Here is a 26,333-nt window from a genome sequence, read left to right on the forward strand (position 1 = left end):
CCGTTCGAAGACGGCCGGGATCACCAACCGCCTTGGTACAGGGCGCGGTTGACCGCACGAGCGGTCGGCCGCACCAAGGGGCTGGTCGGGCCCCGAACCGAAACCCTCACGTATCCACCATGTACATGTAAAGCCGAAATGAACGGTTTTCGAACAATTCATGGCAATACTTTGCGCATCCACATCGCTCAGTGATCAGCGAATGACCAACTGTGCGTCAGCTGTGGAGATGTGACGGGGTGCGAGAAGGTTGCCTAGCGCGACTGTGATCGATCTCGCATACAGAGAAAAAATGGGAGAGAACCGGATGGTCTCAAGATCGGTGCGCAGGGCCACGGCGTCGGCGGCGGCACTGCTGGCGCTCACGGCGGTACCGGCGCATGCCGCGACCCACGAGTCGGACACCACGAGAACCAACAGCGCAGACGCAGTTCCGGCCCCCGGCCTGGCGGGACTTCCGGCCCCCGACCTGGCAGGGCTCCGTGCCGTACTGCGCACGCTGACAACGCAGGGCGCGCCCGGGGCGATCGCCCGCATCGACGACCACGGCACCGTCCACACGGCCGCCGCGGGCATCGACGACCGCTCGACACGCCGGGCCATCGGCAACGCCGACCGCTTCCGCATCGGCAGCATCACCAAGTCGTTCTCGGCCGTCGTCCTGCTCCAACTGGCCGACGCGCACAAGCTGAACCTGGACGCCTCCGTCGACCGCTACCTGCCCGGACTGCTGCCCGACAAGCGGATCACCGTGCGCCACGTACTGAGCCACCGCAGCGGTCTGTACGACTACACGAACTCCATGTTCGCCAGCTCGGTCTCCGGCTTCGAGGCCGTACGCAACAAGGTCTTCACCTACCGCCAGCTGGTGCAACTGTCCCTGAACCATGCGCGCACCAACGCGCCGGGCGCCGCCTACTCGTACTCGAACACCAACTTCGTGGTCGCCGGGATGCTCATCGAGAAGCTGACGGGCCACTCCGTGGGCACCGAGTACCGCGACCGCATCATCAAGCCGCTCAAGCTGCGCGACACCTTCTACGTCCACCCGGCCACGACGATCCCGGGCCGGTACGCCCACGGCTATCTCACCCCGGACCGCGCGGGCGCGAAGCTCATCGACGCCACCGACCAGACGGTCTCCTGGGCGCAGAGCGCCGGAGCGGTCATCTCCACCACCCGCGACCTGAACACCTTCTTCTCCGCCCTGCTCGGCGGCAGGCTCACCTCCGCCGCCCAGCTCGCGCAGATGGAGCGGTGGACCCCGGTCAACAGCACGACCCGGTACGGGCTCGGACTGCGGCGCCGCGATCTGTCCTGCGGTGTCTCCGTGTACGGCCACACGGGCGCGGTCCAGGGTTTCTACACCTACTCCTTCACGTCCAAGGACGGCCGCCGCAGCCTCACCGCGCTGGCCAACACGTCCAACAACGGCACCGTCCTCAACACGATGGCGCGCACCTTGGAGTCGGCCTTCTGCGGCAAGCGGACGAAGGCGATCCAGAGCTCACCGCTCACGGGCCGAGGCTCCTACGTCACCGAACGGAACGTGGCCTACGAGGACATCGCGCCGGGGGTCGCACGGGACTGAGGACGCGGTGCGCGGTGGGGGCCGGAGAGCGAGGCTGTCCGCCCCCCACCTCCACGCGCGGGAACCCCCGTGCCCCGGCGAGACGTTGAGTGGAGGACGAAGTCCCCCCACCGGGGAACTCCCCCACCGGGCGCGAACAGCAAGGGCGGTGCCGTGAACGAGCTGGTGCCGGGCGGCAATCTGCCCCTTCCTGGCGGTGCCCTGACCCTGCGCGTGCCCGGTCCCTTCGACGTGTCGGCACTGATCACGGACGAGAGCGGCAAGGTCGGCGGCGACGCGGACTTCGTGTTCTACAACCAGCCGACGGCGCCCGGAGCGCGGTTGCGGGACGACACCCTGACCATCGACCCGGCCCGCCTTCGCGCCGGCGCCGACCGGGTCACCGTCGTCATCAGTCCCGCCGATCCCGGCACGCCCTTGGGCCGCCTGCCGGCCCCGACCCTCCACGTGACCAACACCGGCGGCCAACCCCTCACCCGCTTCACCCCACCACGCCCCCAGCGGGAAACCGTCCTGCTCCTCGCCGAGCTGTACCGACGGGGCACCGGCTGGAAGCTGCGCGCGCTGGGGCAGGGGTACGCCGACGGACTCGCGGGGATCGCGCGGGACTTCGGCGTGGACCTCGTCGAGGACTCGGCTCCAGCGCCGGGACGAGGGGCGGGAACGGGAGGTGCGCGCTCCGCGACGCCACGCCCGACACCGGCCACCGCTCCTCGGCCCACGACCACACTGCGACCCGCATCCGCGCCCGACCCGCGACGATCAGCGTCCGTCCCCGCGCCCCGAACGGTGTCTCCCACCGGGCCGCACCCAGGCTCTCCCGCCGCCCGGACACCCGACCCCACCGGCTTCCTCACCCTGGCCAACTCGGCTCGCGCCAAAGCCGGTTCGCCACCGGTCTCCCCGGACCCTCGCCTCACCTCCGCCGCGCAGGCCCACGCCTCCGACATGGCCGCCGCCGGACACCTCGGCACCGAGAGCCGTGACGGCACCTCCGTGTACCAGCGCGTCACCCGCGCCGGTTACACCTACCTCACCATCGGCGAGCACCTGGTCTCCGGACCCCGCACCCCCGCCGAGTTCGTCGACTACTGCCTGCGCACCGAACAGGCCCGCCGGACGCTGCTGGACCGGGACTTCACGCACGCGGGTCTCGCCCAGGCCGTCGACCCCCGCTCCGGTGACGTCTACTGGACGGCGTTGTGGGCAACGCCGCTCACCGCGGGCAATCTGGCCCGCACGGCGGAGAAGGTCGCCGCGTTGACCAACGCGGAGCGCGCCAGGGCCGGGCTGCCCGCACTCGCCGTAGACCCACTGCTGGCCGCCGCCGCGCAGGCGCACAGCAGCGACATGGTGGCCCGCGCCTTCTACTCGCACACCTCCCCCGACGGCTCCCAGCCCTGGGACCGGGCCGCCGCCGCGGGTTCGCGCAGGCGCACGATCGGCGAGAACATCGCCTGCGGTCAGCGATCGGCCGCCGAGGTCGTGGAGGGCTGGATGAACAGCCCCGGCCATCGCGCCAACATCCTCAAGCCGGACTTCACCCACATAGGCATCGGTTTCGCGGGCGGCGGACAGACGGGGACGTACTGGACGCAACTCTTCGGCGCCTGACCGCCAGGGACAGCCGACCCGTCCACGATCTTGTCGGAATGAGATCCTCCGGGACAGGATGCCCGCATGAAGGGTGATCTGTTTTCCAGTGAGCACATGGTGCAGCCGGCCACCGCGCCGGGCATGACCGTAGAGAACGCCAAGTGCGTCAGGTACGCGGTCAACGGCGAGATGCTCGCCCGCCAGGGGGCGATGATCGCCTACCGCGGCAACCTCCAGTTCGAGCGCAAGGGCCAGGGCGTGGGCGGCATGCTCAAGCGTGCGGTCACCGGTGAGGGTCTGCCGTTGATGGTGGTGCGCGGCCAGGGCGAGGCGTGGTTCGCGCACGAGGCGCAGAACTGTTTCGTGGTCGAGATCGACCCCGGCGACGAGTTCACCGTCAACGGCCGTAACGTCCTGTGTTTCGACGCCTCGCTGTCGTACGCGATCAAGACGGTGAAGGGTTCCGGTATCGCGGGCGGCGGTCTCTTCAACAGCGTCTTCACCGGGCAGGGCAAGCTGGGCCTGGTCTGCGAGGGCAACCCGCTGGTCATTCCGGTCTCGCCGCAGTCCCCGGTGTTCGTCGACACGGACGCGGTGGTCGGCTGGTCGGCCCACCTCCAGACCTCGCTGCACCGTTCGCAGTCCATCGGGTCGATGCTGCGCGGCGGTTCCGGCGAGGCCGTCCAACTCATGCTCCAGGGGGAGGGGTTCGTCGTCGTACGGCCCAGCGAGGAGACGCCGCAGAAGGCACAGCAGCACTGAGGTCCCGGCGAGTGATCTACGCCTCAGAGGCAACCTCGCCGCGCACATCGACGTCTTGATCCGCATCAGCAGATGACGCCCTGGCCCCCACGGCCGGGGCTCATTTCCAAGGCTCTATACACGGCATGTATACATGCGATGTATAGGCACTATGTATACACACAGTGTCTACATGCGGTGTATAAGGATCGAGAGGCATCGATGTACGGCAAGGCATTCGCTCCGGAGTACCAGGGCGCCCTCACCACCCTGTCCGTGAACTCCTCACTGGTCGACGTACTGGCCGCCGGCACCGAGCAGTTGGCGGCGGCCGAGCGGTCGGGGCAGCGCGCCGAGGCGGCCCGCTCGGGCCTCGCCGTCGCCGAGGCGCACCGGCGGCTCGGGCAGGTGCGGGAGGCGGACCGGGCGTGGAAGGCGAGTTACCGCGCGGCCCGTGAGGCCGGGGACACGGCCGCGATGGCCTGGGCGATGTGGAGCGGCGGCACCCTGGCCCGGCAGCGCGGCGCGTTCCCGCTGGCATGGCGGCTGTTGGGGCTCGCGGCCGAACTCGGCGAGCGCGGCGGGGACATCGTCGTCCGGGGCTACTCACTGGCGGGCCTCGCCGAGACCGGCCGCATCCAGGGCGACTACGAGGCCGTGGCCCGACTGCACGAACAACTCCTCGCCGAGGCCCGCAAGCGCGGCGAGGCCCGGCACACGGTGTGGGCGCTGGAGGGCATCGCGCAGATCCACCGCAACAGGGGTTCCTACGACACGGCGTTCGCGATGTTCCAGGAGGCGGCCGAGATCGCGGCGGGCGCCGACGACAGGCGCGGGCACGCCTGGGCGCTGCGCGGACTCGCCGACATCGTCTCCGTGCGCGACCAGGACACCGAGCGGGCTCTCGACCTGCTGTCCGAGGCGGAGGACAGCTGCCGTGCGATGAAGCTCTCCAGCGCGCTCGCCTACAACCACAAGATGCGCGGCAACGTCCTTTACCGCGCCGGGCGTTACGCCGAGGCGCGGAACCTCTACGAGCAGGCGCTCGCCGAGTTCCGCGCGATGAGCGAACCGCGCGGCGAGGCCCTCTCGCGGCTGGGCCTGGCCAAGTCCCTGGCCCGCCTGGGCCGCGACCGTGCCGAGACGGCGGCCGAACTCACCGAACTGGCACGGATATTGGAGCGGATAGGCCTGCGGCACGCGCGCGAGATGGTGGCCCGGGCGCAGGACGAGTTGGGCGTCGGCGTCACGGCGGAGGTCGTACGGTGACGGCGCGCTCCTCGACCGTAGCGGCACCGTCCGTACCCCAAGTCCTGACCCGTTGCCAGGACTTGGTGCGGCCCGCCCTCGCCGAGGCGGTCGGGCGGCTGCATCCGTGGATGGGCGAGATGGCGGCCTACTCGTTCGGCTGGTGCGAGGTGGGCGGCGCTCCCGTCGCCGCGCCGGGCGGCAAGGGCGTACGGCAGGCCCTCGCCGTGCTCGGGGCGGAGGCGGCCGGTGCCCCCGGGCGGGCCGGGGTCGCCGCGGCCGTCGCGGTGGAACTGGTGCACACCTTCTCGCTGTTGCACGACGACATCATGGACGGCGACCCGACCCGGCGCCGCCGCCCCACGGTCTGGAAGGCCTACGGCACGGGCCCGGCCGTCCTCGCGGGCGACGCCCTGTTCGCTCTGGCCGTCGAGACGCTCGCCGCGGCCCCGGGTGGAGCGGGCGGGCTGCGCCTGCTGTCGACGGCGCTCGGCGATCTGGTGCACGGCCAGGCGGACGACCTGCTGTTCGCGGCACGCCCCTGGACCGGGCCGGAGCGGGTCCGCCCGGACGAGTACCGGGCGATGGCCGAGGGCAAGACGGGTGCGCTGCTGGGCTGCGCGGTCGCGCTCGGTGCCGTACTCGGTGGGGCGCCCCCTGCGACGGTCGCCGCGCTCGACCGGGCCGGACGGCAGCTGGGCATCGCCTTCCAACTGGTCGACGACGTCCTGGGGATCTGGGGCGACCCGGCGGTGACCGGCAAGCCCGTGCACGGTGATCTGCGGGAGCGCAAGAAGACCTTCCCGGTCCTGGCCGCGCTCTCCGCCACCGGCGACCGACACCTCGCCGCCCTCCTTGAGTCGGGCGCCGAACCTGCCGTAGCCGCCGGACTGATCGAGGAGGCCGGTGGCCGTGCGGCGGCGCTGGCAGAGGCCCGTCGGCACATCGGCGCCGTGGAGACGGCGCTCGCCGGGGTGCCATTGGCGGCCGGGCCCGCGGACGACCTGCGGTCCCTGGTGGAGTTCCTGGTGCGGCGCGAACTCTGAAACGTGTTGACCTGCGCGTCCTTTCCGCGTCAGGGTCGGATCGGCACGGGTCACCTGTCCCCGTGCCGGAAGGATGACTGCCTTGATCGGCATCTCGGACATCGAAGCCGCCGCCGAGCGGATCGCCGGACACGTCGTACGCACCCCGACCGTGGAGAGCTTCGGGCTCTCCGAGCTGCTCGGTGTCCCGGTCACGACGAAGCTGGAGCTGTTGCAGCGCACGGGTTCCTTCAAGGCGCGCGGGGCGACAGCGAAGCTACTGTCCCTGAGCGAGGGCGAATTGGCGGCCGGAGTGGTGGCGGTCAGCGGCGGCAATCACGGGATCGCGCTCGCGGTCATGGCGGCGGCGCTCGACGTGAAGGCGACGGTGGTCATGCCGCGTTCGGCGCCGACGCGGTCCATCGCGCTGGTGGAGGCGGCGGGCGCGTCGCTGCGGCTGACCGACGACATGCCGAGCGCGTTCGAGCTGGTGAACCGGTTGCGGGACGAGGGGCTGACCCTGGTCCACCCGTTCGACGACCCGGTGGTGATCGCCGGACAGGGCACCGTGGGGCTGGAGTTCGCTGAGGACGCCGGTGAACTCACCGACGTCGTGGTCAGCATCGGCGGCGGTGGTCTGATCGCCGGGATCGCCGCCGCCCTGCACGCCCGGCGGCCCGGGATCCGGGTCTGGGGTGTGGAGACCGAGGGCGCCGAGGCCATGTCCGCGGCGCTCACGGCGGGCGGCCCGGTGCCGGTCACGCCGTCGTCGATCGTGACCACGCTCAGCGCGCCGGCCGTGTCGCAGCTGACGTACGACCATGTGTCGGCCCTGGTCGCCGAGGTGCTGACCGTCCCCGACCGGGACGCCGTGCAGGGGTGTCTCGACCTCGCCGAGCATGCCAAGGTGTGGACCGAACCCGCCGCGGGCTGTCTGCTGCCCGCCGCCCGGCAGGTGCTGGAGCGGGTCGGCGAGGGCGCCCGGCTCGGTCTCGTGGTCTGCGGGGGCAACGCGACCGTCGGGGAGATCGCGGGCTGGTCGGAAGAGTTCGGACTGCGCTGACTTCCCGTCAACTCACTTCGTTGACAGATTCGTTGACGAATCCCTCGACGAAGTTGTCGACAAGCACCGTGTATTCGCGGTCTTCACGTCTGCGTTTACCGCCGGTTACCACCAGGTAGGGCGGCAGCATTCCGCCACGGAAGCCCCCGGGGCGAATTCACCCGCCCCGGGACACAAGCGCCGACCTGGGACCTCCCCCCGCGACTCGATTTTCTCGCACACCTGCTCGCCGCCGTTGAATAAAAGGCAAGAAACACCGGGGAATTGGGCTTCCATTGAACGCAGCCCATCACACCCGCCGTACTTCTGGGAAAGGTGAGAGCCAGCGGTTCAGCGAGGGATGGCCATGGTCGAGACGCACGTCTCCGTACACGAGTTGGTCGCCGGCAGATACCGGCCCATGGAGGTCGCGCACCGCGAGACCAACCGCGTCTCCTGGTACGGCGAGGACACGATCGCCGAACAGCCCTGCCTCCTCACGCAGGTGACCCTCCCCGTCGTCCCGGACGGAGAGGGCGCGGGACGGATCACCGCAGGCATCCGGCGCACCACCGACGTCATGGTGCTGCTCTGTCCCACCCGGGTCGCCCCGGTCGTCGACGCCGTCGAGGAGGCCGGCACGCTGTGGACCGTCACCGACTGGATCGACGGCACACCGCTCGGCCAACTCCTCGCCCAGCAGGGCACGTTCCACTACGTGCGGGCCGCCCGCATCGGACTCGAACTGCTCGACATCCTGGAAGCGGCGCACAGCGAGGGCATCACCCACGGCGAACTCAGTCCGGGCCAGGTGTTCGTGCGGGACCGGGGCGGTGTCGTCCTCACCGGCTTCGGGCTCGCGGGCGCCACCCTCGCCCCGCGGATCACCGCACCGTCGTACGCCTCGCCGGAACAGGCACGGGACGAACGCATCGGTCCCGCCGCCGACCTGTGGGCGCTCGGCGCGATCCTCTACACGCTGGTCGAGGGACACCCGCCGTTCCGCGACCGGGGCCGCCCCGAGGCGACCATGAAGGGCGTCGACCGGCTCCCGATGCGCGGCCCGTCACGCGCCGGTCCGCTGGCACAGGTCGTGCAGGGGCTGCTGCGCAAGAACTCCCGGGAGCGGCTGACCCGCCCACTGGTCCGCGAGTCCCTCACCCGCATCCTCGACGAGGACCCGTACGCCGACCGCGAGCCGGTTCCCCTGCCCCGGTTGCGGAGGGCCTACGACGTCGTGCGTGGGGCGGGGACCACCTGGAGCGGCCGGGGCATGGCCGCCGGGACCGCCCTCGCCGTCGGCACCGTCACGGTCGCCGTCCTCGCCGCCACCCACCAACTCCCCGGCACCGAGACCTCGGCGGCCACCTCCCCCTCGCCGCTCCCGTCCGCGTCCGCCTCGGTCAGCACACCCGGCGAGAACATCGACGGTCACGCCTACTCCCCGTCCGCAACTCCGTCGGCCACGTCCCCCGCCTCTCCTTCCGCTTCCGCGTCCGCCTCGCCCTCCGTCACCGCGTCCCCCTCCCCCACTCCCACCGCCTCGGCGCTGCCGGCCGGCTTCCGCGTGTTCAGGGCGCCGCAGGGGTTCTCCGTCGCGCTCCCCAAGGGCTGGAAGGTGGTGGAGACCCAGCAGGTGTCCGACGCCTATCGGGTCACCTTCGGCGCCACGGGCGACCCGCGCACGCTGGCCGTGACGTACAGCACTCAGGCGGGCCCGGACCCGGTCGCCGTCTGGCGTGACGACGTCCTGCCGGGGCTCAAGCAGACCGAGGGCTTCCAGCAGATCGGCACCATCCAGGCCACCACGTACCAGGGCGACAAGGCCGCCGACATGGAGTGGTTCTCCGGCACCGGCGAGGACCGGCTGCGTACCTGGGGGCGTGGTTTCCTGATCGGCGGCGGGCGCAGCTTCTCGTTGCGCTGGACGACGCCGGCCGACGAGTGGAACGACACGGCCAACCGGCAGGCGCTGCAGGCCTTCCTGAAGACCTTCCGCAGAGATGCCGGCTAGGAGGCCGGTCGGCGACGCGAGGGCCGGGCGCTCAAAGCAGCGGCAACGGGTGGAATAGGCTGCCTGCCTGTCTGCCTGAGCCACCGAGGCAGGCCCCCCACCGACCAGCCCAGCCAGGAGAGTCCGCCTTGACCGTAGTGATCGACCAGGCCGAGACGTCTTTCACCGCCCTCGACGACGCCGGCCTCGTCGCCCGGGACGCGCACGAGTTCGGAGCCTACGCCCGCACCGGCGGCTGGGCGTTCGGCCTCAAGGTGGCGCGCAGCGTTCGGCCCGGCGGGCAGAGCGCGGACGAGACGCCGAAGGTGTCCGCGAAGGAGTTCGCCGAACTCGCCGACTGCTCCCCCGAGCGTGTCATGCGCTTCTACAAGGCCTGGGACCGGGCCGCGGACGACGGTCTCGTCCCGCACTTCGAGGAGCTGGCCCCCGGCCAGGAGGTCGAACTCCCGGACGCCGACGTGTGGTTGAACTACTACGTCTCCCGTTCCAGTGCCACCTCGGAGCGCGGCACCGCCATCTCCGAGGCCGCCGAGGCGGAGGGCATCCGGCCCACCAAGGCGCTGGAGGTCGCGGAGAACCCGACCGCGCTGCGCGCCGCGATCCTCGCCGACCCGTCCACCGCGCGGGCTGCCCGGCAGGCGCTGCTCGACCGGGTCCGGGAGGACCCGGAGCTGCAGTCCGAGCTGGCCCGGGACGTCGTGCGCACCGACGACCTGAAGAAGGCGGTGGCGACGGAGAGCCGCTCGGCGGACCGGATCGGGTATGTGCGCCAGATCGCCGAGTCGGGCCAGATCAAGACCCCGGCCGGCCAGACCGTCGACGCGCCCGTCGACCTGCGCCAGGAGGCCGAGCGGCACCTGTCGCTCCTCGACGAGCTGGAGGACGGCGAGGACACCGGCGGCTGGGCCACCGAGGCGTACGACACGATGAAGAACCTGGTCGTCGAGGCGGTGGAGGCCGACCCCGAACTGCGCGTCCAGGAGAAGCGGACGAAGTTCTACAGCAGCCTGCAGAAGGCCACGAAGGCGTTCGAGGAGCTGACCTTCGACGACGCCCAGGACTTCTATGAGGACGACATGGTCCAGCGTCTGGAGGAGCTCCAGCAGGCCATCGACAGCTGCCTCAGCGCGTTGCGCGGTTCCACCACGCGCGCTGAGTAGCCGTACTCATGTAGCGGCCCGGCCCTTCGGACACGATGAGGCTCCCCACGACAAGGGAGCCTCATCGTGTCCGTTCCTGCTTCCGCACCGCGGCGCCGGCTGCCCGCCGCCATGGTCGCGCTGGTGGTCGTCGGCATGGCCCTCTCCGCCTGGCATCCGCACGATCGCACGACGTGGTTCCTGGAGACCGTGTGGGTCTTCGTCGGACTCCCGGTGATCGTGCTGACCTGGCGCCGCTTCCCCCTGACCGGCCTGCTGTGCTGTCTGCTCGCCGCACACGCGCTGGTCCTCGCCGTGGGCGGCCACTACACGTACGCACAGGTGCCGGCGGGCGACTGGGTCCGTGACACGTTCGGACTGAGCCGAAATCCCTACGACCGTCTCGGGCACCTCATGCAGGGCTTCGTACCGGCGGTCCTGGTACGGGAGGTGCTCACCCGCACCTCACCGCTGCGCGGCAGCCGCTGGCTGGCGCCGCTCACGGTGTGCGCGTGTCTCGCCTTCAGCGCCCTGTTCGAGCTGTTCGAGTGGGCGGCGGCCGTGATCGGCGGGCACGGCGCGGACGCCTTCCTGGCCACTCAGGGGGATGTGTGGGACACACAGTGGGACATGTTCTGCGCGCTGATCGGGGCGACGGTCTCGGTGCTCGTGCTCAGCCGGGTCCACGACCGGCAGATGGCTCGGCTCGGTGTCATCGGGTCGTATGCCGGTGCCGTGCCCACATGGGGAGGACGAACCAGCACAGCAGGTACCAGATGACCACCCCGGAGACCAGCCACGGCACATAGCCGTCGTGGGTGGCGACCCGGAGGATCAGCAGCAGCGCGGCGGTCATGGTGGCGAGCAGCAGGACGAGGCCGACGAAGGTCAGCCGGGACGCCCAGCGCACCGCCTGGGGTTTCACGCTCCGGCCGGAGACCAGGCGGTGCAGGGAGACCGGGCCGATCAGGGCGCCGGTGGCGGTCGCGCCGAGGACGACGGTCACGATGTAGAGGATCTGGTTCGCGTGTTCCAGCTGGTCGTACTTCGGGGTGAAGACGACGGTGAGCAGGAACCCGAACAGGATCTGTACGCCGGTCTGCGCGACCCGGACCTCCTGGATGAGCTCGCCCCACATCCGGTCCGCTCTCTCCTCCTGGGTCTCGTCGCGTCCCGTCCGCCGGTCTTCCTGGGTCATGCGGTCCGTGTAACCGGACCGCCGACCGTTCAAACGGAGCCGGGGTCTACCAGCGCCCCTCGACCTGGTCCTTGATCCGGCGGTCGTAGAGGTTCCGGATCGCGGTGAGCGTGTCCTCGGACAGGGCGGGCAGCTTGGCGGCGGCCGCGTTGGCGCGGGCCTGTTCGGGTGAGCGGGCGCCGGGGATCACCGTGGTGACACCGGGCTGGTCGATGATCCAGCGCAGGGCCAGCTGCGCCGGGGTGTACCCCTCCGGGGCGAGGGCGGAGAACTCGGCGGCGGCCTCGACGCCCGTGGTGTAGTCGACGCCGGAGAAGGTCTCGCCCTGGTCGAAGGCCTCGCCGTGCCGGTTGTACGTGCGGTGGTCGTTCTCCGGGAAGACCGTGTCCTTGGTGTACTTGCCGGACAGCAGGCCCGAGGCGAGCGGCACGCGCGCGATGATGCCGACGCCCGCCTCCTGGGCGGCCGGGAGCACCTGGAGCAGGGGCTTCATGCGGAACGCGTTGAGGATGATCTGCACGCTGGTCACGTTCGGCCGGGCGATCGCGGTGAGGGCTTCCTCGCAGGTCTCCACGCTGACGCCGTACCGGGCGATGCGCTCCTCCGCGACCAGGGTGTCGAGGGCGTCGAACACCTCGTCCGAGGAGTACACCGGCGTGGGCGGGCAGTGCAGCTGCACCAGGTCGATGCGGTCGACGCCTAGGTTGCGGCGCGAACGGTCGTTCCAGGCGCGGAAGTTGTCGAGGACGTAGTTCTCCGGGATCTGGTCGACGCGGCGGCCCATCTTCGTCGCGACCAGGACATGCAGATCGGGCCGGCCGCTCAGGAAGGTGGCGATGGTCTGCTCGCTGCGCCCGTCGCCGTACACGTCGGCCGTGTCGAAGAAGGTCACCCCCGACTCCGCCGCCGCCTCCAGCACGGCGAGGGCCTCCTTGTCGTCGACGTCTCCCCAGTCGGCGCCCAGCTGCCAGGTGCCGAGACCGACGACGGATGCCTGCTGCTGCGACCTGCCGATTACACGTTCGTCCATGCCGTCAGTCTGTCATCCGCCACTGACATGAGCGGAACGGGCTCCGCCGGGTCGCGACCTGTGAATCTTTCACTCACACGAGTGAACCGGTTCGACAGGATGCCTACTCGTGTCAACTCCCGCCTAGCGTGTGCGCGTGACCGATCATGTGGCGAACAACCTCCAGTCGGGGAACGGCAGTTCCGCTCCCTGGACCCGACGGGGCTTCCTTCTCTCCGCGGCGGCTCTGGCCGCCGTACCCGTGCTCCTGACGGCCGATCCGGCCGTCGCGGCGGCCGAGCTGCCCGACTTCCCCGCCGAGGTCGGCCTCTACCGCTCGGCGTACCGGAACTGGGTCGGCGAGATCACCGCCGACGGGCTGTGGGCTTGCGCGCCGACCGACGCCGACCAGGTGGTGTCCGTCGTCAACTGGGCCTGGCAGCACGAATGGAGGGTCCGCGCCCGCGGTTCCTCGCACGGCTGGTCACCGCTGACGATCGAGTCCGGTACGACCTCCGACGCGCCGGTGCTGCTGGTCGACACCGCCCCGCACCTCACCGGCCTGACCCTGGACTCCGCCTCCGCCGTAAGGGCCGGCACGGGGGTCACCTTGGAGGCACTGCTCACCTTCCTGGAGAGCCACGGCCTTGGTCTCACCGCCTCGCCCGCGCCCGGCGATCTGACGCTGGGCGGCGCCCTGGCCATCGACGCGCACGGCACGGCCGTACCGGCGAACGGCGAGCAGCGAACTGCCGGGCACACCTTCGGGTCGCTCAGCAATCTGGTGCTGTCTCTGACGGCGGTGGTGTGGGACACGGACACCGGCGCGTACGTGCTGCGGACCTACACCCGCGACGAGGCGGACTGCGCGGCGCTGCTCACGCATCTCGGGCGTTCGCTGGTCACCGAAGTCGTGCTGCGGGTCGGGGCGAACGCCAACCTGCGTTGCGTCAGCCGTACGGACATCCCGGCCGCCGAGCTGTTCGCGGCGCCCGGGTCCGGCGGGCGGAGCTTCGCGAGCTTCCTGGACGCGTCGGGGCGGGCCGAGGCGATCTGGTTCGCGTTCACCGAGTTCCCCTGGCTGAAGGTGTGGAGCGTCGAACCGACCCGGCCGTTGACCTCGCGGCACGTCTCGTCGCCGTACAACTATCCGTTCTCCGACAACGTGCCGACACTGGTCGCGGATCTCGTCGGGCGGATCCTGTCCGACGCGGCGTGGTATCTGGCGCCGGTGCTCGGCAACGCCCAACTCGACGTGGCAGCACTGGGGTTGACGACGACACTGTCGGCGGACATCTGGGGGCCGTCGAAGAACACGCTGCTCTACATCAAGCCGACGACCCTGCGGGAGACCGCCAACGGCTACGCGGTGCTGACCACCCGGGCCCAAGTACAGCGCGTGGTCCACGAGTTCACCGACTTCTACCAGGAACGGCTCACCGCGTACGCCGCGCTCGGCCGCTTCCCCGTCAACGGCACCGTCGAGATCCGGGTGACCGGCCTCGACCACCCCGCCGACACCGAACTGGCCGGCGCCCGCACCCCGTTGCTGTCCGCACTGCGGCCGAGCGCCGAGCACCCCGAGTGGGACACGGCCGTCTGGCTGGACGTGCTGACGCTGCCCGGCACGCCGTACGCGGAGGAGTTCCTACGGGAGTTGGAGCAGTTCCTGCTGCACTCGTACGACGGCACGGACGCCCTGACCCGGGTCGAGTGGTCGAAGGGCTGGGCCTACACCGAGCAGGCCGCGTGGAGCGACGAGGAGGTGCTGGGCACGGCGATCCCGGGCTCCTTCGGGGAGTCGGTGTGGGGGCAGGCGGCGGGCACCTTCGACCGGCTCGATCCGCACGGGGTGTTCGGGAACGCCTTCCTGGACCGACTGTTCGGCTAAGTCGTCTCTGATGGCGTCGCCACACCCTTCGGGCGTCCCGACCTAGGGGTGAACGGCAGCCGCGGACAAGGTGACCACCCGGTCGAACCGGCTGTCGAGAGCCTCGTCACCGTGGTGCACGACGAGGAGGCCGCGCCCGTGGGTGTGCTGTTCGAGCGCCCGCAGCACCAGGTCCCTGCCGGTCTCGTCGAGATTCGCGAACAGCTCGTCGACGAGGTACACGTCCGCGTCCTCGCACAGGAGCGCCGCGACTCCGGTCCGCTGTCGCTGGCCGGACGACAGTTCCGAGGGGAGTTGGTCGGCCAGCCCGTCCAGCCCCATGACCATGCGCAGCCGCTCGTCGGCGACCAGTTCACGCACGGGCAGCGGGGGCAAGTTGACCGGAGCGGTCAGGGCGGCCACCCGGGTCGGCAGGGTGACCATCCCGCAGTCGGGGGCCAGCGTTCCGGAGATGAAGTGCAGGAGCGTTGTCCTGCCGCAGCCGTTGAGGCCCCGGAGCAGGACGTGCTCGCCGGCGCCCATTTCGAAGTCCTCGATCGTCACGTCCGCGCCGTCGCTGTACCCGACACGGGCGGCTTGGACCAGCACCATCCGTCCCTCGTCGTGGTACGCCGACGCCCCGAGGAGCGCAGAGCGCCGATCCGCTTGAGCACGGCGGTGTTCCGGCGGGCCTGCGGGATCATGTGGACGAGGTCGAAGATTCCGGTGACGGCCCGCCACAGCGAGTTCACGAAGGCGAGGAAACTGCCGAACGACATCCTGCCGACGAACACGAAGTACGCTCCGATGATCATCGACGTGGTGTCGGAGAGGCTCGCCGGCGCCTGCTGCGCGGCATGGGCGCGTCGGTCCGGCAACGGCGCACGGGGACCGAGCACGTGCCGCCGGATCTGCGCCGGTACGGGGTCACCGTCCGTGAGTTCGAGGTGGCCCGGCTGCTCGCCGAGCGAATCGGCAACAAGGACATCGCCGGCTGGCTGCACATCTCGCCGCGGACCGTGGAGAAGCATGTGGCGAGCCTGCTCCGGAAGACCGGCCACTCCGACCGCGCCGCTTTCGCCGCCGCCGCCCGCGGCCTGGTGGCTGAGCGCGCGCACCACCTCCGGAGCGTCGTCGGCCCGCATGCGGCGGTGCCGGCCTTCGGCCGGAGCCTGTCCCGGTGATCATGTGCGGAGCCGGGTGGTTAGGCTGTTCGCAGATCATTGAGAACGGGGAGAATCGTGATCAGCTGGCCGACCGCCCTGACCAAGGCGGGCATCACCGATCCGCGACTGCGGCGCGCCTACGACGCCCAGCGCGGGCTCGTCCGCAGGTTCGCGCTCCACGAGTACGTCGCGGTACGGCTGTTGCTGCCGGCGGAGCTGCATCCGCCGGTCATCGCAGCGGTGGCCTACATGCACGTGACCGACGAACTGATCGACACCGGTGACGTGGACGTCCGTACGGCGATCCTCGAATCCTGGGACGCCGAGACCACGGCGGCCCTCGACGGCAGTGAACCGCCCGACCAGGACGCCCTGTTGGCGCTCCGGAACACCGCGCGCCGCCACCCGCACATGGCGGCCCGGGTGCGTGCCTTCCTCGACGGCGCCCAAGTCGAGGCGAGTTGGACCGGCTTCGAGACCGAAGCCGACTTCCAGGCGTACGTGGACAGTTACGCGCTGCCCGCCCTGATGCTCACCGCGTCGCTGCTCGCGCCCGATCCCGACGCCGGAGCCGACGAGCCGTTCGTCCGAGGGTGCCGCGCCCTGATCGAGGGCTTGCAGCGCACCGACTTCCTGGCCGACCTCGCCGAGGATGCCGAGAACGGCCGTATCGGCATCCCGGAGGATGAACTGGTCCGTCACGGGCTGAAGTTCGAGGATCTGCGGAGCAGGTCCGAGGCGTGCGTGCCCGCGCTGGACCGTCTGGTCCGGGCGCAGGCCGATCTCGCGGAGGCCACGCTGACGGAGGGCCGTCGGCTTCCCGCTCTCGTCGCGCCCGAGTACCGGCCGTTTCTCGACGCCCTGATCGCCGTCCAGGAACTGCGGCTCCGTGCGGTGCGTCGCGAGGGCGGAGGGCTCCTGCGGCGTGGGGCGAGTCCGGCGGCTTTCGCCTCCTTGCGTGTCCTGGCCCGGGAGTACCGTCGCGCGCGGGCGGAGCGACGCCGGGCGCGGTAGCTCAGCGGGGCGTCAAGTGGGCCTGCACGGTGGGTCCGTAGCGGTCCACGATGGTGTCGATCGCGGTCGCGCGCAGTCGGGTGCCGCGGGCGATGCCGTACATGACGCCGAGGCCGAGCAGCGTCGCCACGGCGAGTTCGGCGCGCAGGGCGGCGTCGGGGCCGGGGAGACGTTCGGCGAGGCGGTCGACCACGTGGGCGCGGAAGTTGACGCGCAGGATGTCGCCGTGGTCGCCCTGGAGGGGCGCGAACGCGATCCGCAGCAGCGGGTCGGCGCCCCGCTCGCGCTGGCTGACCAGGACGTGCCGGACCATGTGGCGGCCGAGTCCGTCGAGCGGGGCGTCGAGGAGGTCCTCCGCGTCGGTCTCGAAGGACATGACGCGGGCGAACAGGGCGTCCTTGTTGCCGAAGTACTTGAGGATCAACGGCGCGCTGACACCGGCGCGTTCGGCGACGGCCTTGAGGGTGATGTCGGCGTGCGCGTTGCGGGCGAGGAGGTAGCGGGCGGCCCTGAGGATGGCCGCCTTGGTCGCCTCGGCGTCCCGGCGTGCGGGCGGGGACGCGGTGGGTGGAGTGGTGCTCACGGCACTCATGCTCCCTCCAACGCCCCGTCCCGCGCGCCCTCGGCACGCTCGCGGGCGGGCCACGTCTCGTCGGAGGCGGGGTCGCCCGGGATGGTCAGTGCCGCCGCGCACGCCACCAGGGCGATCACGCCGGCGATGGCGAACGCCATCAGGTATCCGTGCAGCGTGGGCAGCGGGAGCCCGTCGACCAGGCTGGTGTGGTGCACCAGTACGGCGGCCACCACGGCGCTGGAGACGGCCTGGCCGATGGTGCGCATCAGGACGTTGACGCCGTTCGCGGACGCGGTCTGGCCGGCCGGGACGGCGCGCAGGATGAGCGTGGGCAGCGCGGAGTAGGCGAAGGTGGTGCCGGTGGCCACGACCGTCGCGCCCAGGATGATCGTCCACAGGTCGCGGCTGTCGGCGATGCGCACCACATAGCCGAGCGCGATGATCGCGGCGCCGATGGCGAGTGTGATGCGCGGGCCGCGGGCCGCCGAGATCCGGGCCGAGACGGGTGAGAGCAGCAGCATGGTGATGCCGCCGGGCAGCAGGCACAGGCCGGTCTGGACGATGGTCAGTCCGAGCCCGTATCCGGTGGTCTTGGGCGCCTGCACCAGCTGGGCGGTGACCAGGGAGTTGGCGTAGAACGCGAAGCCGGTCAGCAGGGCCGCCACATGGGACAGGCCCACCCGGGGCCGGGACACCAGCCGCAGGTCCACCAGCGGTTGTTTCACCCGGAGTTGCTGCCACCACCACAGGCCGAGCACGACGACCGTGGCGAGGAACAGCGCCAGGATCCGCGCACTGCCCCACCCCCACTGGCCGCCCTGGGACACCCCGAGCAGCAGACACACCAGTCCTACGGCGAGTCCCAGCGCGCCCAGCACGTCGAAGCGGCCCGGCTCCCTGACCGGCGACTCGCGCACCGCCCACCAGATCCCCCACACTCCGATCGCGCCGAGCGCGCTGGTCGCCCAGAACATGACGTGCCAGTTGGCGTACTGCACGATCAGCGCCGCGAGCGGCAGTCCGAGTGCGGCGCCGATACCGACCGTGGAACTCATCAGCGCCACCGCGCTGCCCCGGCGTTCCGGGGGCAGTTCGTCCCGCAGGATGCTGATCGACAGGGGGACGACGGCCGCCGCGGCACCTTGCAGGGCGCGGGCGAAGATCAGTACGCGGATGTCGGAGGACAGGGCGCACATGACCGAGCCGACGGTCATCAGAGCGAGGGCGCTGGTCAGGACCCGTCGCTTGCCGTACATGTCGCCGGCCCGGCCGAGCACGGGGGTGAGGACGGCGCCGGAGAGGAGGGTCGCGGTGACCATCCAGGAGACGGCGCCCGCGGAGGAGTGGGTCAGCCGGGGCAGGGACGGCAGCAGCGGGACGACCACGGTCTGCATGACCGCCATCAGGATCCCGCCGAACGCCAGCACCGGAACGGTGAGCCGGTCCCGCAAGGGAGTCCGCCCGGCGAGGCCGCCGGGCGGGTCGGGTATCGGGACGGGCTGGCCCATGGGCACTCCAGCTGGCATGAAAAAAGAAGGTGAATGACTATTCACCCTAACTGGTGAATAGTCATTCACCCAACCTCCCCAGGCCGCTCGCGGAGGGCGCCCTACTTGCGGGAGGCGAGCGCCCTCGCGTGCACGGTCCGCGCGACCTTGGGGCCGAGCCAGCGCTTGAACCGGCGCAGCGGCTCCAACCGTCCCGCCGCCTTGTCGAGGCCGTAGTACACCTGGGGCGGGACGTACGGCAGCAGGGGCGAGTGGCGCTGGCCGAGCAGGGCGAACATGCGGTGCGGGGGCAGGTGGATGTAGCGCTGCAGGTTCTCGTACCACTGGGCGCTGTAGCGGGCCGCGCTCTGGATCGACAACAGGGCGGATCTACGGCGCTGTTCGTAGGCGGCGAGGGCCTGCGGCAGCTCGGTGTGGTCGCGCAGGGCGTCGGCGAGCGCGATGGCGTCCTCCAGGGCGAGGGTGGTGCCGGCACCGATGGAGTAGTGGGTGGTGTGGGCGGCGTCGCCGAGCAGGACGAGGTTGTCGCGGTGCCAGGTGCGGTTGGTGAGGGTGCGGAAGTTCAGCCACTGGGCGCTGCCGTCGGCCGAGGCGCGGCCGATCAGGGAGTGGCCGTCCAGCAGGTCGGCGAAGAGCTTCTCCAGCAGGGCGAGTCCGTCGGCCTCGGCCGCGGTGTCGAGGCCGAGGCCGGTCCAGGTCTCGGGTGCGCACTCGATGACGCAGGTGCTGCCCTCGGGGCCGAACGCGTAGCCGTAGCACCAGATCCAGCCGTGGTCGGTCTCCACGAAGGCGAAGGTGAAGGAGCCGAAGACCTTGCTGGTGCCGAGCCAGATGTACTGGTTGCGGCCGGGCTTGAGTTCGGCGCCGAAGTGGTCGGCGTGCCGGGTGCGCAGCGCGCTGTTGACACCGTCGGCGGCCACGATCAGATCCGCGTCGGGCAGGTCGTCGGCCGTCACCTCGCACTCGAACTCCAGCCGCACGCCCAGAGATCGGGCCCGTTCGGCGAGGATCCTGAGGAGTCGGTGGCGGCCGATGCCGTGGCCCTCGTCTCCGGGCTGAGTGGTCGTCAGGTCCCGGATGCGGGCGACGCCGTCGCTCCAGCGCACCGAGTGCTCGTCGACGGCCTGCGCCGACTCGGGGTCGTACTCCCGGAGTTGGTCGAGCAGTCCGCGCCAGTACGTCACGCCCCAGCCGTAGGTCGAACCCTCGGGGTTGCGCTCGTAGACGGTGATGTCGTGGGACGGGTCCTGACGCTTCAGCAGGATCGAGAGATACAGACCGGCGGGCCCGCCTCCGACACAGGCGACCTTCACGCGCACACCCCTGGGGATTACTCAAAGTGGTCAAGTGGAACCGCAGAGTAGCAGGCTGGAGGGACAGTCCTGCCACATCCCCGCCGGGACTCGAAGGCCACCAGGCCCCCCTCACCGACCCGGTGTTCTGGCTGTGCCGCGCCTGCCTACCATCGGACGGTGGACTGGGGAACTCTCGCGGGCACCGCCCTCGGCGCGATTCTGGGCGTCGGCACGACACTGCTCGCCGAGCGGTCACGGTGGCGACGGGAGAACACGGCGCGCGAGCGTGCCGTCAAGCAGCGGTTGTACGCCGAATACCTCGGGGCGCTTTCGCTCACCACGCACCGGCTCCGGGACCTGAAGCGCAACACCGGCCTGACCAGGGAAGAACGCATCAGGCAGGCGGGCGAGATCCTGGGCTCCACCGACGCCTACCAGCTCCGCTACCAGATGCTGATCATCGCCCCCGAGCCGCTCGGCGACACGGCCAACCGGGCGTTCAGAACGGTCCGGGACCTGCGGGACCGCTTCGACGGACCAGACGTCAGCGCCGACCCCGAGTGGTCGTCCACCATGGCCGCCGTCGGCCAGGCGCTCAACTCCCTGCGTACGGCGATGCGTTCCGATCTCACCGTGGAGTGAACCGGCCCGCCGGGATGCTTATGCCTCGGCCGTGCGGCACTCCGGGTGGCCCCAGCCCTGGGGGTTCTTGCTGATGGGCTCGCCGGCCGCGTAGGCGCGGCCGCACAGGCAGCGGCCGGGGAACTTGGCCTTGATGGTGCGGGAGGCCGAACCGGCGCTCTTGCGGGGCGACTTGGCGCCGGCGGAGCGGGCGGGCTTCTTCGGGGTGTCGGGCGAGGGGGGCGGCTCCGGGGAGCCGAGGTCGCTGCCCGCGGGCTCCTGGACGATGGCCGCCTGGCTGGCCGCGCGGTCGGCGAAGTCGTTCAGCGGGTCGCCGTCGACCTGGTGGGCGGGGACGTAACGGAACTCGACCGAGCGGCCGTCGAGGAGTTCGTCGATGCGGACGACCAACTCCTGGTTGGCGACGGGCTTTCCGCCGGACGTCTTCCAGCCGTTGCGCTTCCAGCCGGGCAGCCAGGTGGTGACGGCCTTCATGGCGTACTGCGAGTCCATGCGGATCTCCAGCGGCACGTCCGGTGCGGTCGCCGTCAACAGGCGCTCCAGCGCGGTGAGTTCGGCGACGTTGTTGGTGGCCTTGCCGAGCGGCCCCGCCTCCCAGCGGGCCGGGCTCTCCTTGTCGTCCGACACGACCCACGCCCAGGCCGCAGGACCGGGATTCCCCTTCGAAGCCCCGTCGCACGCGGCCACCACACGTTCACGCATGCGCCCGATCATGCCATGGCCGCGCGACGGGCTCGGCGTCCCCCTCGGCGAGCGGGGTCCGCCCGAGATGCGGCGTTCACAGCGACTGCTAATATACATGTGTCAATTAGCCCACCTTTTGGGGTTCCAGATGTTCAGTGCGGACACAACCGCCGCCGAAGTGATCGACGGCGTCGACCTGCACGGCCGCCGGGCCGTGGTGACCGGAGCCAGTTCCGGGATCGGGGTGGAGACGGCCCGGGCGCTCGCCGCGGCGGGAGCCGATGTCACCCTGGCCGTACGGGACACCGACGCGGGTGCCCGGGTGGCGGAGCGCCTGGCGAAGGAACTGCCGCCCGGATCGGGGCAGTTGACGGTGGGGCGGCTCGATCTGGCCGACCGGTCGACGATCGCCGCGTTCGTGGCGGCCTGGCAGGGCCCGTTGCACATCCTGGTCAACAACGCCGGGGTGATGGCCACCCCCGAACTCACCCGCACGCCCGAGGGCCGCGAATGGCAGTTCGGCGTCAACCACCTCGGCCACTTCGCCCTCACCACCGGCCTCCACCCGGCCCTCGCGGCGGCGGACGGCGCACGGGTCGTGTCGGTGAGCTCCATCGGCCACCTCTTCTCCCCGGTCGTCTTCGACGACCTGGACTACCGCTTCCGCCCCTACGACCCCTGGACCTCGTACGGCCAGTCGAAGACGGCCAACGCCCTGTTCGCCGCCGGTGCCGCCGAGCGCTGGGCCGACGACGGCATCACCGCCAACGCGCTGATGCCGGGCAACGTCGGTGACACGTCGCTGGCCCGGCACATGGACATGGACCAGGTGGCCGCCTTCATCGCCTCGGGCGAACTCGCGCTGCCGCCGCAGAAGTCGGTCGAGCAGGGCGCCGCGACCTCGGTACTGCTGGCCGCCTCGCCGACCGTCCAGGGCGTCACCGGCCGCTATTTCGAGGACTGCGCCCCGTCCGAGCCGGTCACCGAGCGGGCCGGTGCCGTCGCCGGCGTCGCACCGTACGCCCTGGACCGGGACAACGCGGCCCGCCTGTGGGCCGTATCCGAAGATCTCGTCCGCTAGCGCCCTACGCTGCGCGCATGATCTCGCGACAAGAGCAATTGGCCCGGGTGCGCCGCCAGTTGTGGCGACCCCCGCGCCCCCACGGCGAGCAGCCGCGCGAGCGGGTGGTCGGGCCGCTGGAACTCTTCTACGACCTGGTCGTGGTCGTACTGGTCGCGCAGGCCGCCCACCATCTGTCCGGGGAGCTCGACTGGCGCGGACTGGGTCTGTTCGCGGCGGTGTTCGCGCTGGTGTGGATCGCCTGGCTCAACGGCAGCCTGCACCACGAGCTGCACGGGCACGAGGACGCGCGCGGCCGGAGCATGTTCCTGCTGCAGATCCTCGTGCTCGTCCCGCTGGGCGCGTTCATCCCCGGCGCGGGCGGCACACGCGGAGCCGCGTTCGCCGTGGACGCGGGGGTGCTGTTCGCGGTCCTGGCGCTGTTGTGGCTGCTCGCCTCGCGCAGTGACACCCCCGAGTTCCGGCGCCCCAGCATGCTGTACGTGACGGGGACGGCGGCCTGCGCGGTCGTGCTGGCGGCGAGCGCCGCCCTGCCCGCGGACGCGCGCGTCCTGACGTGGGGTGTGCTGGCCGTCGTCTACCTGGCGGGGTTCGTGTTCATCATCGGGAGAGCCATTCCGGAACAGGTGGTCGCGCTCAGCGTGACCGACGCGCTCACGGAACGGTTCGGGCTGTTCATCATCATCGTGCTCGGCGAGAACGTGACCGGGGTGGTCGACGGACTGGCCCACGAGCCGACCAACGCGCTCACCCTCGCCGTCGGGCTCGTCGCCGTGGTCGTCGGGTTCGGCGCGTGGTGGACCTACTTCGACTTCGCCGGGCACCGGCTGCCGCGGCCCACGCGCGCCGGCGCCCTGCAGTGGATGGTGGTCCACCTGCCGATCACGGCCGCCGTGGCCGCCATGGGTGCCGCGATGGTCGGCCTCGTCGAGCACGCCCACGACAGCCGGACCCCTGCGGCCACGGCCTGGGTGCTCTGCGGGGGCGCGGCCGTCGTGCTCTGCGCGACGATGGTGCTCGCGGCGTCCCTGCGCCACTGGAACGAGAACCCTGGGCTCTATCGCCCCCTGGCCCGCACATGCGTCGCCATGGCCGTCCTGTGCGTGGGAGTCGGCGCCCTGCGCCCGGCCCCGCTGGTCCTCGGCCTGGCGCTCGTGCTGCTTTTCGGCATCCCCTGGGGAGTCGCCGTGGCCAATCGCGTGTCCCACTACGAGGAGGTGGCCATGTGACCCCGAGCGGGTCGGCGGCTTCCTGCGGCGGGACCGGAGTGGGCGTCGCCCATGACAGAGTGCGACGTGATCACAAAGCCGCGGACCAAGGAGGGCAGAGCACTGAGCGACCGGATCGATCCGCGCATCACCCGTACGACGCGGGCCTTCGAGGAGGCCATCGTGGAGCTGGCCGGCCGACGGCCCGTCTCACAGATCACGATCGGCGAACTGGCCGACCGGGCCGGCGTCACCCGGGCCACGTTCTACAACCGCTACAGCTCCCCGCTGGACCTGCTCATCCAGGTGCTCCACGCCGACCTGGAGCGCGGCCACCGGCTGGAGGCCGAGCGCCGTACGCAGGGCGACCCGGCCCCCAAGCTGCTGCGCCTGGCCACGGCGGAGGTCGCCGACCACGTCGAGCGGTACCTGCCGATATACCGGCACGCCCTCGACGACCCGGCGGACAGCGGTGTGTACGAGGCGCTCGTGCACCACTTCAGCGACTACACGCTCGCCTTCATGGCCGACGGCCACCACCCGGGACTCCCCGAGGCCAACCGTCAGGTGATCGCGCAGTTCATGGCACGCGGCTTCGCAGGAGCCATCAGGGCCTGGCTCGACGACCCATCCGTCACGAAGGACGACCTGGTCGACGCCGCCGTGGCCTGCGCTCCCGCCTGGTGGGCGGCCGACGGGAGCTGATGAACGGCCTCGGCTAGACGTCCGTGCTCGTCGGCAGCTCTCCCTTGGTCGTGGTCACGTCGATCACCGTGAACGCGGCGCCCTGCGGATCACTCAGGGCCGCGAACCGCCCGAAGGGACTGTCCATGGGGCCGAAGCGGACGATGCCGCCGAGCTCGGTGGCCTTGGCGACGGCCTCGTCACAGTCGGGGACGGTGAAGTACACGTTGACGTACGACGGCACCTCGGGCGGGAACTCGTCGCCCATCGCCATCCGGCCCAGCACCGTCTCGTCGCCGACGTTGTACATCCGGTAGTCCATGCCACCGCCGTCCATCTGCTTCTGCGCGTACGGGAAGACCGCAGCGAAGAACGCGTCCGCCTTCGCGGGCTCGCGGGTGAAGACCTCGGCCCAGGCGTAGGCGCCGGGCACGCCCGTGGCCTCGAAGCCCTCGTGGGTGCCGCCCTGCCAGACGCCGAAGACGGCGCCGCTGGGCTCACTGGCCAGGCACATCGTGCCGAAGTCGCCGACCTTCATCGGCTCCATCAGCACTTGACCGCCGTTCTCCCGGATCTTCGCCGCGGTGGCCGCCGCGTCCGGTGACGCGAGATAGAGGCACCACTGCGAATGCCCCTCCTGGCCCGGCATCGGCGGTACGACGGCCGCTACGGCCTTGTCGTCGACGAAGGCCTGCGTGTAGCTGCCGTACTCCGACGACGCGTCGCCGAAGGTCCAGCCGAGGACCTCGCCGTAGAAGCGCTTGGCCCCCTCCACGTCGCTGAACATCGCGTCGGCCCAACAGGGGGTTCCCTCAGGTTGTACGGCCATGATTGCGGCCCTCTCCGATAGGTCGGGTTGTCCGAATTCTCACGCTAGTCACCCGGAGAGCGAGGCGCGCGCCGAACGCCGCGTTCCGTTCCACACTGGACGTATGGCGGATACGACGACGATGCGCGCGTGGGCCGTGACCGAGCCGGGGCCGGTCGAGGAGGGCGCTCTCCGGTGGGTGGAGAAGCCGGTGCCGGTGCCGGGTGACGACGAACTGCTCGTGCACGTGCGCGCGTGCGGGGTGTGCCGGACCGATCTGCATGTCACCGAGGGGGATCTGCCGGTGCGGCGCCCGGGGGTGACTCCGGGGCACGAGGTCGTCGGGGAGGTGGCGGGGCTCGGGGCGGCGGTGAACGGGTTCGCGCTCGGTGACCGGGTGGGCGTCGCGTGGCTGCGCCGTACCGATGGCACCTGCGCGTACTGCCTGCGCGGGGCCGAGAATCTCTGCCCGCGCTCCGAGTACACCGGCTGGGACGCCGACGGCGGTTACGCGGAGTACACGACCGTACCGGCCGCGTTCGCCCACCGACTGCCCGCCGGCCTGGACGACGTGGCCCTGGCACCGCTGCTGTGCGCCGGGATCATCGGCTACCGCGCGCTGCGCCGAGCCTCACTCCCGCCGGGCGGCCGGCTCGGTCTCTACGGCTTCGGGGGCAGCGCCCATCTGTGCGCCCAGGTGGCGCTCGCCGAGGGGGCCACCGTGCATGTGCTGACCCGGGGCCGGGCGGCGCGGCGGCTCGCGCTGGAGCTGGGGGCGGCCTCGGCGCGTGACGCGTACGAGGCGCCGCCGGAGCCGTTGGACAGCGCGATCCTGTTCGCGCCGGTCGGCGACCTCGTGCCGGTCGCGCTGCGCGCCCTCGACCGGGGCGGGGTCCTCGCGGTCGCGGGCATCCACCTCAGCGACACACCGCCCCTGGACTACGAGCACGAGCTGTTCTACGAGAAGGAGTTGCGCAGCGTCACCTCCAACACCCGTGCGGACGCGAGGGAGTTCCTCGGCCTGGCCGCCCGGCATGACGTGCGCGCGACCACGCACGCCTATCCGCTCTCGCGGGCCGCGGACGCGCTGACGGATCTGAAGGCAGGCCGCTTCGACGGGGCAGCGGTGCTGGTGAACGACCTCAACGGGTAGGCGGCGCACGGGGTTTCGCGCAGGTGAGGCGTTCCAGCGCCCT

At 71.0% G+C, this 26,333-nt stretch carries 26 protein-coding genes; 17 read left to right on the forward strand and 9 right to left on the reverse strand.

The window, feature by feature from the left end:
• Positions 1-307: 307 nt before the first annotated feature.
• The 9 genes from ACFWP5_RS08170 to ACFWP5_RS08210 all read left to right on the forward strand — a co-directional run bounded on the left by ACFWP5_RS08170 (position 308) and on the right by ACFWP5_RS08210 (position 11,176).
• A complete protein-coding gene (locus tag ACFWP5_RS08170) occupies positions 308-1,591 on the forward strand; it encodes a serine hydrolase domain-containing protein (RefSeq protein WP_384152271.1) in 1,284 nt (427 codons plus the stop codon).
• A 153-nt stretch (positions 1,592-1,744) separates the two neighbouring features.
• Positions 1,745-3,205 carry a CAP domain-containing protein gene (locus ACFWP5_RS08175; RefSeq protein WP_384152083.1) on the forward strand — a complete coding sequence of 487 codons (1,461 nt, stop codon included), beginning with the start codon at positions 1,745-1,747 and terminating at the stop codon, positions 3,203-3,205.
• Between the two features lie 66 nt (positions 3,206-3,271).
• Positions 3,272-3,949 (forward strand): AIM24 family protein, encoded by a 678-nt coding sequence (locus ACFWP5_RS08180; RefSeq protein ID WP_384152086.1) that lies wholly within the window; start codon positions 3,272-3,274, stop codon positions 3,947-3,949.
• A gap of 201 nt (positions 3,950-4,150) precedes the next feature.
• Positions 4,151-5,197 (forward strand): tetratricopeptide repeat protein, encoded by a 1,047-nt coding sequence (locus ACFWP5_RS08185; protein ID WP_384152089.1) that lies wholly within the window; start codon positions 4,151-4,153, stop codon positions 5,195-5,197.
• Positions 5,194-6,222, forward strand: a complete 1,029-nt coding sequence (locus tag ACFWP5_RS08190) for a polyprenyl synthetase family protein (RefSeq protein WP_384152092.1) — start codon at positions 5,194-5,196, stop codon at positions 6,220-6,222. The genes ACFWP5_RS08185 and ACFWP5_RS08190 overlap by 4 nt, the downstream gene beginning before the upstream one ends.
• Positions 6,223-6,304: 82 nt before the next feature.
• A complete protein-coding gene (locus tag ACFWP5_RS08195; protein ID WP_384152095.1) occupies positions 6,305-7,264 on the forward strand; it encodes a threonine/serine dehydratase in 960 nt (319 codons plus the stop codon).
• A gap of 340 nt (positions 7,265-7,604) precedes the next feature.
• Complete coding sequence (locus ACFWP5_RS08200) at positions 7,605-9,257, forward strand: protein kinase (protein ID WP_384152099.1); 1,653 nt, start codon at positions 7,605-7,607, stop codon at positions 9,255-9,257.
• 137 nt (positions 9,258-9,394) lie between these two features.
• On the forward strand, positions 9,395-10,417 hold the full coding sequence (locus ACFWP5_RS08205) for a hypothetical protein (RefSeq protein WP_384152274.1): 1,023 nt from the start codon (positions 9,395-9,397) through the stop codon (positions 10,415-10,417).
• Positions 10,418-10,528: 111 nt separating this feature from the next.
• Positions 10,529-11,176: a DUF2238 domain-containing protein gene (locus ACFWP5_RS08210; protein ID WP_384152277.1), complete on the forward strand. Its 648-nt coding sequence runs from the start codon at positions 10,529-10,531 to the stop codon at positions 11,174-11,176.
• On the opposite strand, the gene ACFWP5_RS08215 is transcribed toward ACFWP5_RS08210, so the two are convergent.
• Both ACFWP5_RS08215 and ACFWP5_RS08220 read right to left on the reverse strand, forming a co-directional pair.
• The gene (locus ACFWP5_RS08215; RefSeq protein ID WP_384152102.1) at positions 11,109-11,594 is read right to left on the reverse strand and encodes a DUF6328 family protein; all 486 of its coding nucleotides are present in this window, start codon (positions 11,592-11,594) and stop codon (positions 11,109-11,111) included. The genes ACFWP5_RS08210 and ACFWP5_RS08215 overlap by 68 nt on opposite strands.
• Before the next feature lie 46 nt (positions 11,595-11,640).
• Entirely contained in the window at positions 11,641-12,624 is a 984-nt protein-coding gene (locus tag ACFWP5_RS08220; RefSeq protein ID WP_384152105.1) for an aldo/keto reductase, read from the reverse strand.
• 136 nt (positions 12,625-12,760) lie between these two features.
• Between ACFWP5_RS08220 and ACFWP5_RS08225 the strand changes: the two genes are divergently transcribed.
• Positions 12,761-14,494 carry a cholesterol oxidase substrate-binding domain-containing protein gene (locus tag ACFWP5_RS08225; protein WP_384152108.1) on the forward strand — a complete coding sequence of 578 codons (1,734 nt, stop codon included), beginning with the start codon at positions 12,761-12,763 and terminating at the stop codon, positions 14,492-14,494.
• Between the two features lie 42 nt (positions 14,495-14,536).
• Here the strand turns inward: ACFWP5_RS08225 and ACFWP5_RS08230 are convergent, their stop codons facing one another.
• Both ACFWP5_RS08230 and ACFWP5_RS08235 read right to left on the reverse strand, forming a co-directional pair.
• Positions 14,537-15,085 (reverse strand): ATP-binding cassette domain-containing protein, encoded by a 549-nt coding sequence (locus ACFWP5_RS08230; RefSeq protein ID WP_384152111.1) that lies wholly within the window; start codon positions 15,083-15,085, stop codon positions 14,537-14,539.
• On the reverse strand, positions 15,034-15,288 hold the full coding sequence (locus ACFWP5_RS08235) for a hypothetical protein (RefSeq protein WP_384152114.1): 255 nt from the start codon (positions 15,286-15,288) through the stop codon (positions 15,034-15,036). Before ACFWP5_RS08235 ends, ACFWP5_RS08230 begins: the two co-directional genes overlap by 52 nt.
• Before the next feature lie 42 nt (positions 15,289-15,330).
• On the opposite strand from ACFWP5_RS08235, the gene ACFWP5_RS08240 reads away from it, so the two are divergent.
• Both ACFWP5_RS08240 and ACFWP5_RS08245 read left to right on the forward strand, forming a co-directional pair.
• The gene (locus ACFWP5_RS08240) at positions 15,331-15,657 is read left to right on the forward strand and encodes a response regulator transcription factor (protein WP_384152117.1); all 327 of its coding nucleotides are present in this window, start codon (positions 15,331-15,333) and stop codon (positions 15,655-15,657) included.
• A gap of 57 nt (positions 15,658-15,714) precedes the next feature.
• A complete protein-coding gene (locus tag ACFWP5_RS08245; RefSeq protein ID WP_384152120.1) occupies positions 15,715-16,653 on the forward strand; it encodes a squalene/phytoene synthase family protein in 939 nt (312 codons plus the stop codon).
• 1 nt (position 16,654) lies between these two features.
• Here the strand turns inward: ACFWP5_RS08245 and ACFWP5_RS08250 are convergent, their stop codons facing one another.
• The 3 genes from ACFWP5_RS08250 to ACFWP5_RS08260 form a co-directional block, all read right to left on the reverse strand.
• Positions 16,655-17,245 (reverse strand): TetR family transcriptional regulator, encoded by a 591-nt coding sequence (locus ACFWP5_RS08250; protein WP_384152123.1) that lies wholly within the window; start codon positions 17,243-17,245, stop codon positions 16,655-16,657.
• Positions 17,242-18,735 carry an MFS transporter gene (locus ACFWP5_RS08255; RefSeq protein ID WP_384152126.1) on the reverse strand — a complete coding sequence of 498 codons (1,494 nt, stop codon included), beginning with the start codon at positions 18,733-18,735 and terminating at the stop codon, positions 17,242-17,244. The genes ACFWP5_RS08250 and ACFWP5_RS08255 overlap by 4 nt, the downstream gene beginning before the upstream one ends.
• A 101-nt stretch (positions 18,736-18,836) precedes the next feature.
• The gene (locus ACFWP5_RS08260) at positions 18,837-20,048 is read right to left on the reverse strand and encodes an FAD-dependent monooxygenase (RefSeq protein ID WP_384152129.1); all 1,212 of its coding nucleotides are present in this window, start codon (positions 20,046-20,048) and stop codon (positions 18,837-18,839) included.
• A 159-nt stretch (positions 20,049-20,207) separates the two neighbouring features.
• Here ACFWP5_RS08260 and ACFWP5_RS08265 point away from each other — a divergent pair, with 159 nt between their 5' ends.
• On the forward strand, positions 20,208-20,672 hold the full coding sequence (locus tag ACFWP5_RS08265; RefSeq protein ID WP_384152132.1) for a hypothetical protein: 465 nt from the start codon (positions 20,208-20,210) through the stop codon (positions 20,670-20,672).
• A gap of 18 nt (positions 20,673-20,690) precedes the next feature.
• On the opposite strand, the gene ACFWP5_RS08270 is transcribed toward ACFWP5_RS08265, so the two are convergent.
• The gene (locus ACFWP5_RS08270) at positions 20,691-21,386 is read right to left on the reverse strand and encodes a ribonuclease H (protein WP_384152135.1); all 696 of its coding nucleotides are present in this window, start codon (positions 21,384-21,386) and stop codon (positions 20,691-20,693) included.
• Positions 21,387-21,504: 118 nt separating this feature from the next.
• Between ACFWP5_RS08270 and ACFWP5_RS08275 the strand changes: the two genes are divergently transcribed.
• From ACFWP5_RS08275 to ACFWP5_RS08285, 3 genes are all read left to right on the forward strand, one after another.
• On the forward strand, positions 21,505-22,437 hold the full coding sequence (locus ACFWP5_RS08275; RefSeq protein ID WP_384152138.1) for an SDR family NAD(P)-dependent oxidoreductase: 933 nt from the start codon (positions 21,505-21,507) through the stop codon (positions 22,435-22,437).
• A 17-nt stretch (positions 22,438-22,454) separates the two neighbouring features.
• A complete protein-coding gene (locus ACFWP5_RS08280; RefSeq protein ID WP_384152141.1) occupies positions 22,455-23,666 on the forward strand; it encodes a low temperature requirement protein A in 1,212 nt (403 codons plus the stop codon).
• A 66-nt stretch (positions 23,667-23,732) separates the two neighbouring features.
• Entirely contained in the window at positions 23,733-24,350 is a 618-nt protein-coding gene (locus ACFWP5_RS08285) for a TetR/AcrR family transcriptional regulator (protein ID WP_384152144.1), read from the forward strand.
• Positions 24,351-24,363: 13 nt separating this feature from the next.
• Here ACFWP5_RS08285 and ACFWP5_RS08290 read toward each other — a convergent pair whose 3' ends face one another.
• Positions 24,364-25,158 carry a VOC family protein gene (locus ACFWP5_RS08290; RefSeq protein ID WP_384152147.1) on the reverse strand — a complete coding sequence of 265 codons (795 nt, stop codon included), beginning with the start codon at positions 25,156-25,158 and terminating at the stop codon, positions 24,364-24,366.
• Between the two features lie 121 nt (positions 25,159-25,279).
• On the opposite strand from ACFWP5_RS08290, the gene ACFWP5_RS08295 reads away from it, so the two are divergent.
• On the forward strand, positions 25,280-26,290 hold the full coding sequence (locus tag ACFWP5_RS08295; RefSeq protein WP_384152280.1) for a zinc-binding alcohol dehydrogenase family protein: 1,011 nt from the start codon (positions 25,280-25,282) through the stop codon (positions 26,288-26,290).
• The last annotated feature ends 43 nt before the right edge of the window (positions 26,291-26,333 follow it).

The organism is Streptomyces sp. NPDC058469 (assembly GCF_042721125.1).
In the GTDB taxonomy this organism is placed as follows: Bacteria; Actinomycetota; Actinomycetes; order Streptomycetales; family Streptomycetaceae; genus Streptomyces.

Coding starts and splice junctions, on each gene's coding strand:
- ACFWP5_RS08290 (WP_384152147.1), bottom strand. CDS start 25,158: ATGGCCGTACAACCTGAGGGAACCCCCTGTTGGGCCGACGCGATGTTC.
- ACFWP5_RS08240 (WP_384152117.1), top strand. CDS start 15,331: ATGGGCGCGTCGGTCCGGCAACGGCGCACGGGGACCGAGCACGTGCCG.
- ACFWP5_RS08210 (WP_384152277.1), top strand. CDS start 10,529: ATGGTCGCGCTGGTGGTCGTCGGCATGGCCCTCTCCGCCTGGCATCCG.
- ACFWP5_RS08180 (WP_384152086.1), top strand. CDS start 3,272: ATGAAGGGTGATCTGTTTTCCAGTGAGCACATGGTGCAGCCGGCCACC.
- ACFWP5_RS08215 (WP_384152102.1), bottom strand. CDS start 11,594: ATGACCCAGGAAGACCGGCGGACGGGACGCGACGAGACCCAGGAGGAG.
- ACFWP5_RS08270 (WP_384152135.1), bottom strand. CDS start 21,386: ATGATCGGGCGCATGCGTGAACGTGTGGTGGCCGCGTGCGACGGGGCT.
- ACFWP5_RS08250 (WP_384152123.1), bottom strand. CDS start 17,245: ATGAGTGCCGTGAGCACCACTCCACCCACCGCGTCCCCGCCCGCACGC.
- ACFWP5_RS08230 (WP_384152111.1), bottom strand. CDS start 15,085: ATGGTGCTGGTCCAAGCCGCCCGTGTCGGGTACAGCGACGGCGCGGAC.
- ACFWP5_RS08235 (WP_384152114.1), bottom strand. CDS start 15,288: ATGATCATCGGAGCGTACTTCGTGTTCGTCGGCAGGATGTCGTTCGGC.
- ACFWP5_RS08295 (WP_384152280.1), top strand. CDS start 25,280: ATGCGCGCGTGGGCCGTGACCGAGCCGGGGCCGGTCGAGGAGGGCGCT.
- ACFWP5_RS08275 (WP_384152138.1), top strand. CDS start 21,505: ATGTTCAGTGCGGACACAACCGCCGCCGAAGTGATCGACGGCGTCGAC.
- ACFWP5_RS08255 (WP_384152126.1), bottom strand. CDS start 18,735: ATGGGCCAGCCCGTCCCGATACCCGACCCGCCCGGCGGCCTCGCCGGG.
- ACFWP5_RS08200 (WP_384152099.1), top strand. CDS start 7,605: ATGGCCATGGTCGAGACGCACGTCTCCGTACACGAGTTGGTCGCCGGC.
- ACFWP5_RS08280 (WP_384152141.1), top strand. CDS start 22,455: ATGATCTCGCGACAAGAGCAATTGGCCCGGGTGCGCCGCCAGTTGTGG.
- ACFWP5_RS08185 (WP_384152089.1), top strand. CDS start 4,151: ATGTACGGCAAGGCATTCGCTCCGGAGTACCAGGGCGCCCTCACCACC.
- ACFWP5_RS08170 (WP_384152271.1), top strand. CDS start 308: ATGGTCTCAAGATCGGTGCGCAGGGCCACGGCGTCGGCGGCGGCACTG.
- ACFWP5_RS08220 (WP_384152105.1), bottom strand. CDS start 12,624: ATGGACGAACGTGTAATCGGCAGGTCGCAGCAGCAGGCATCCGTCGTC.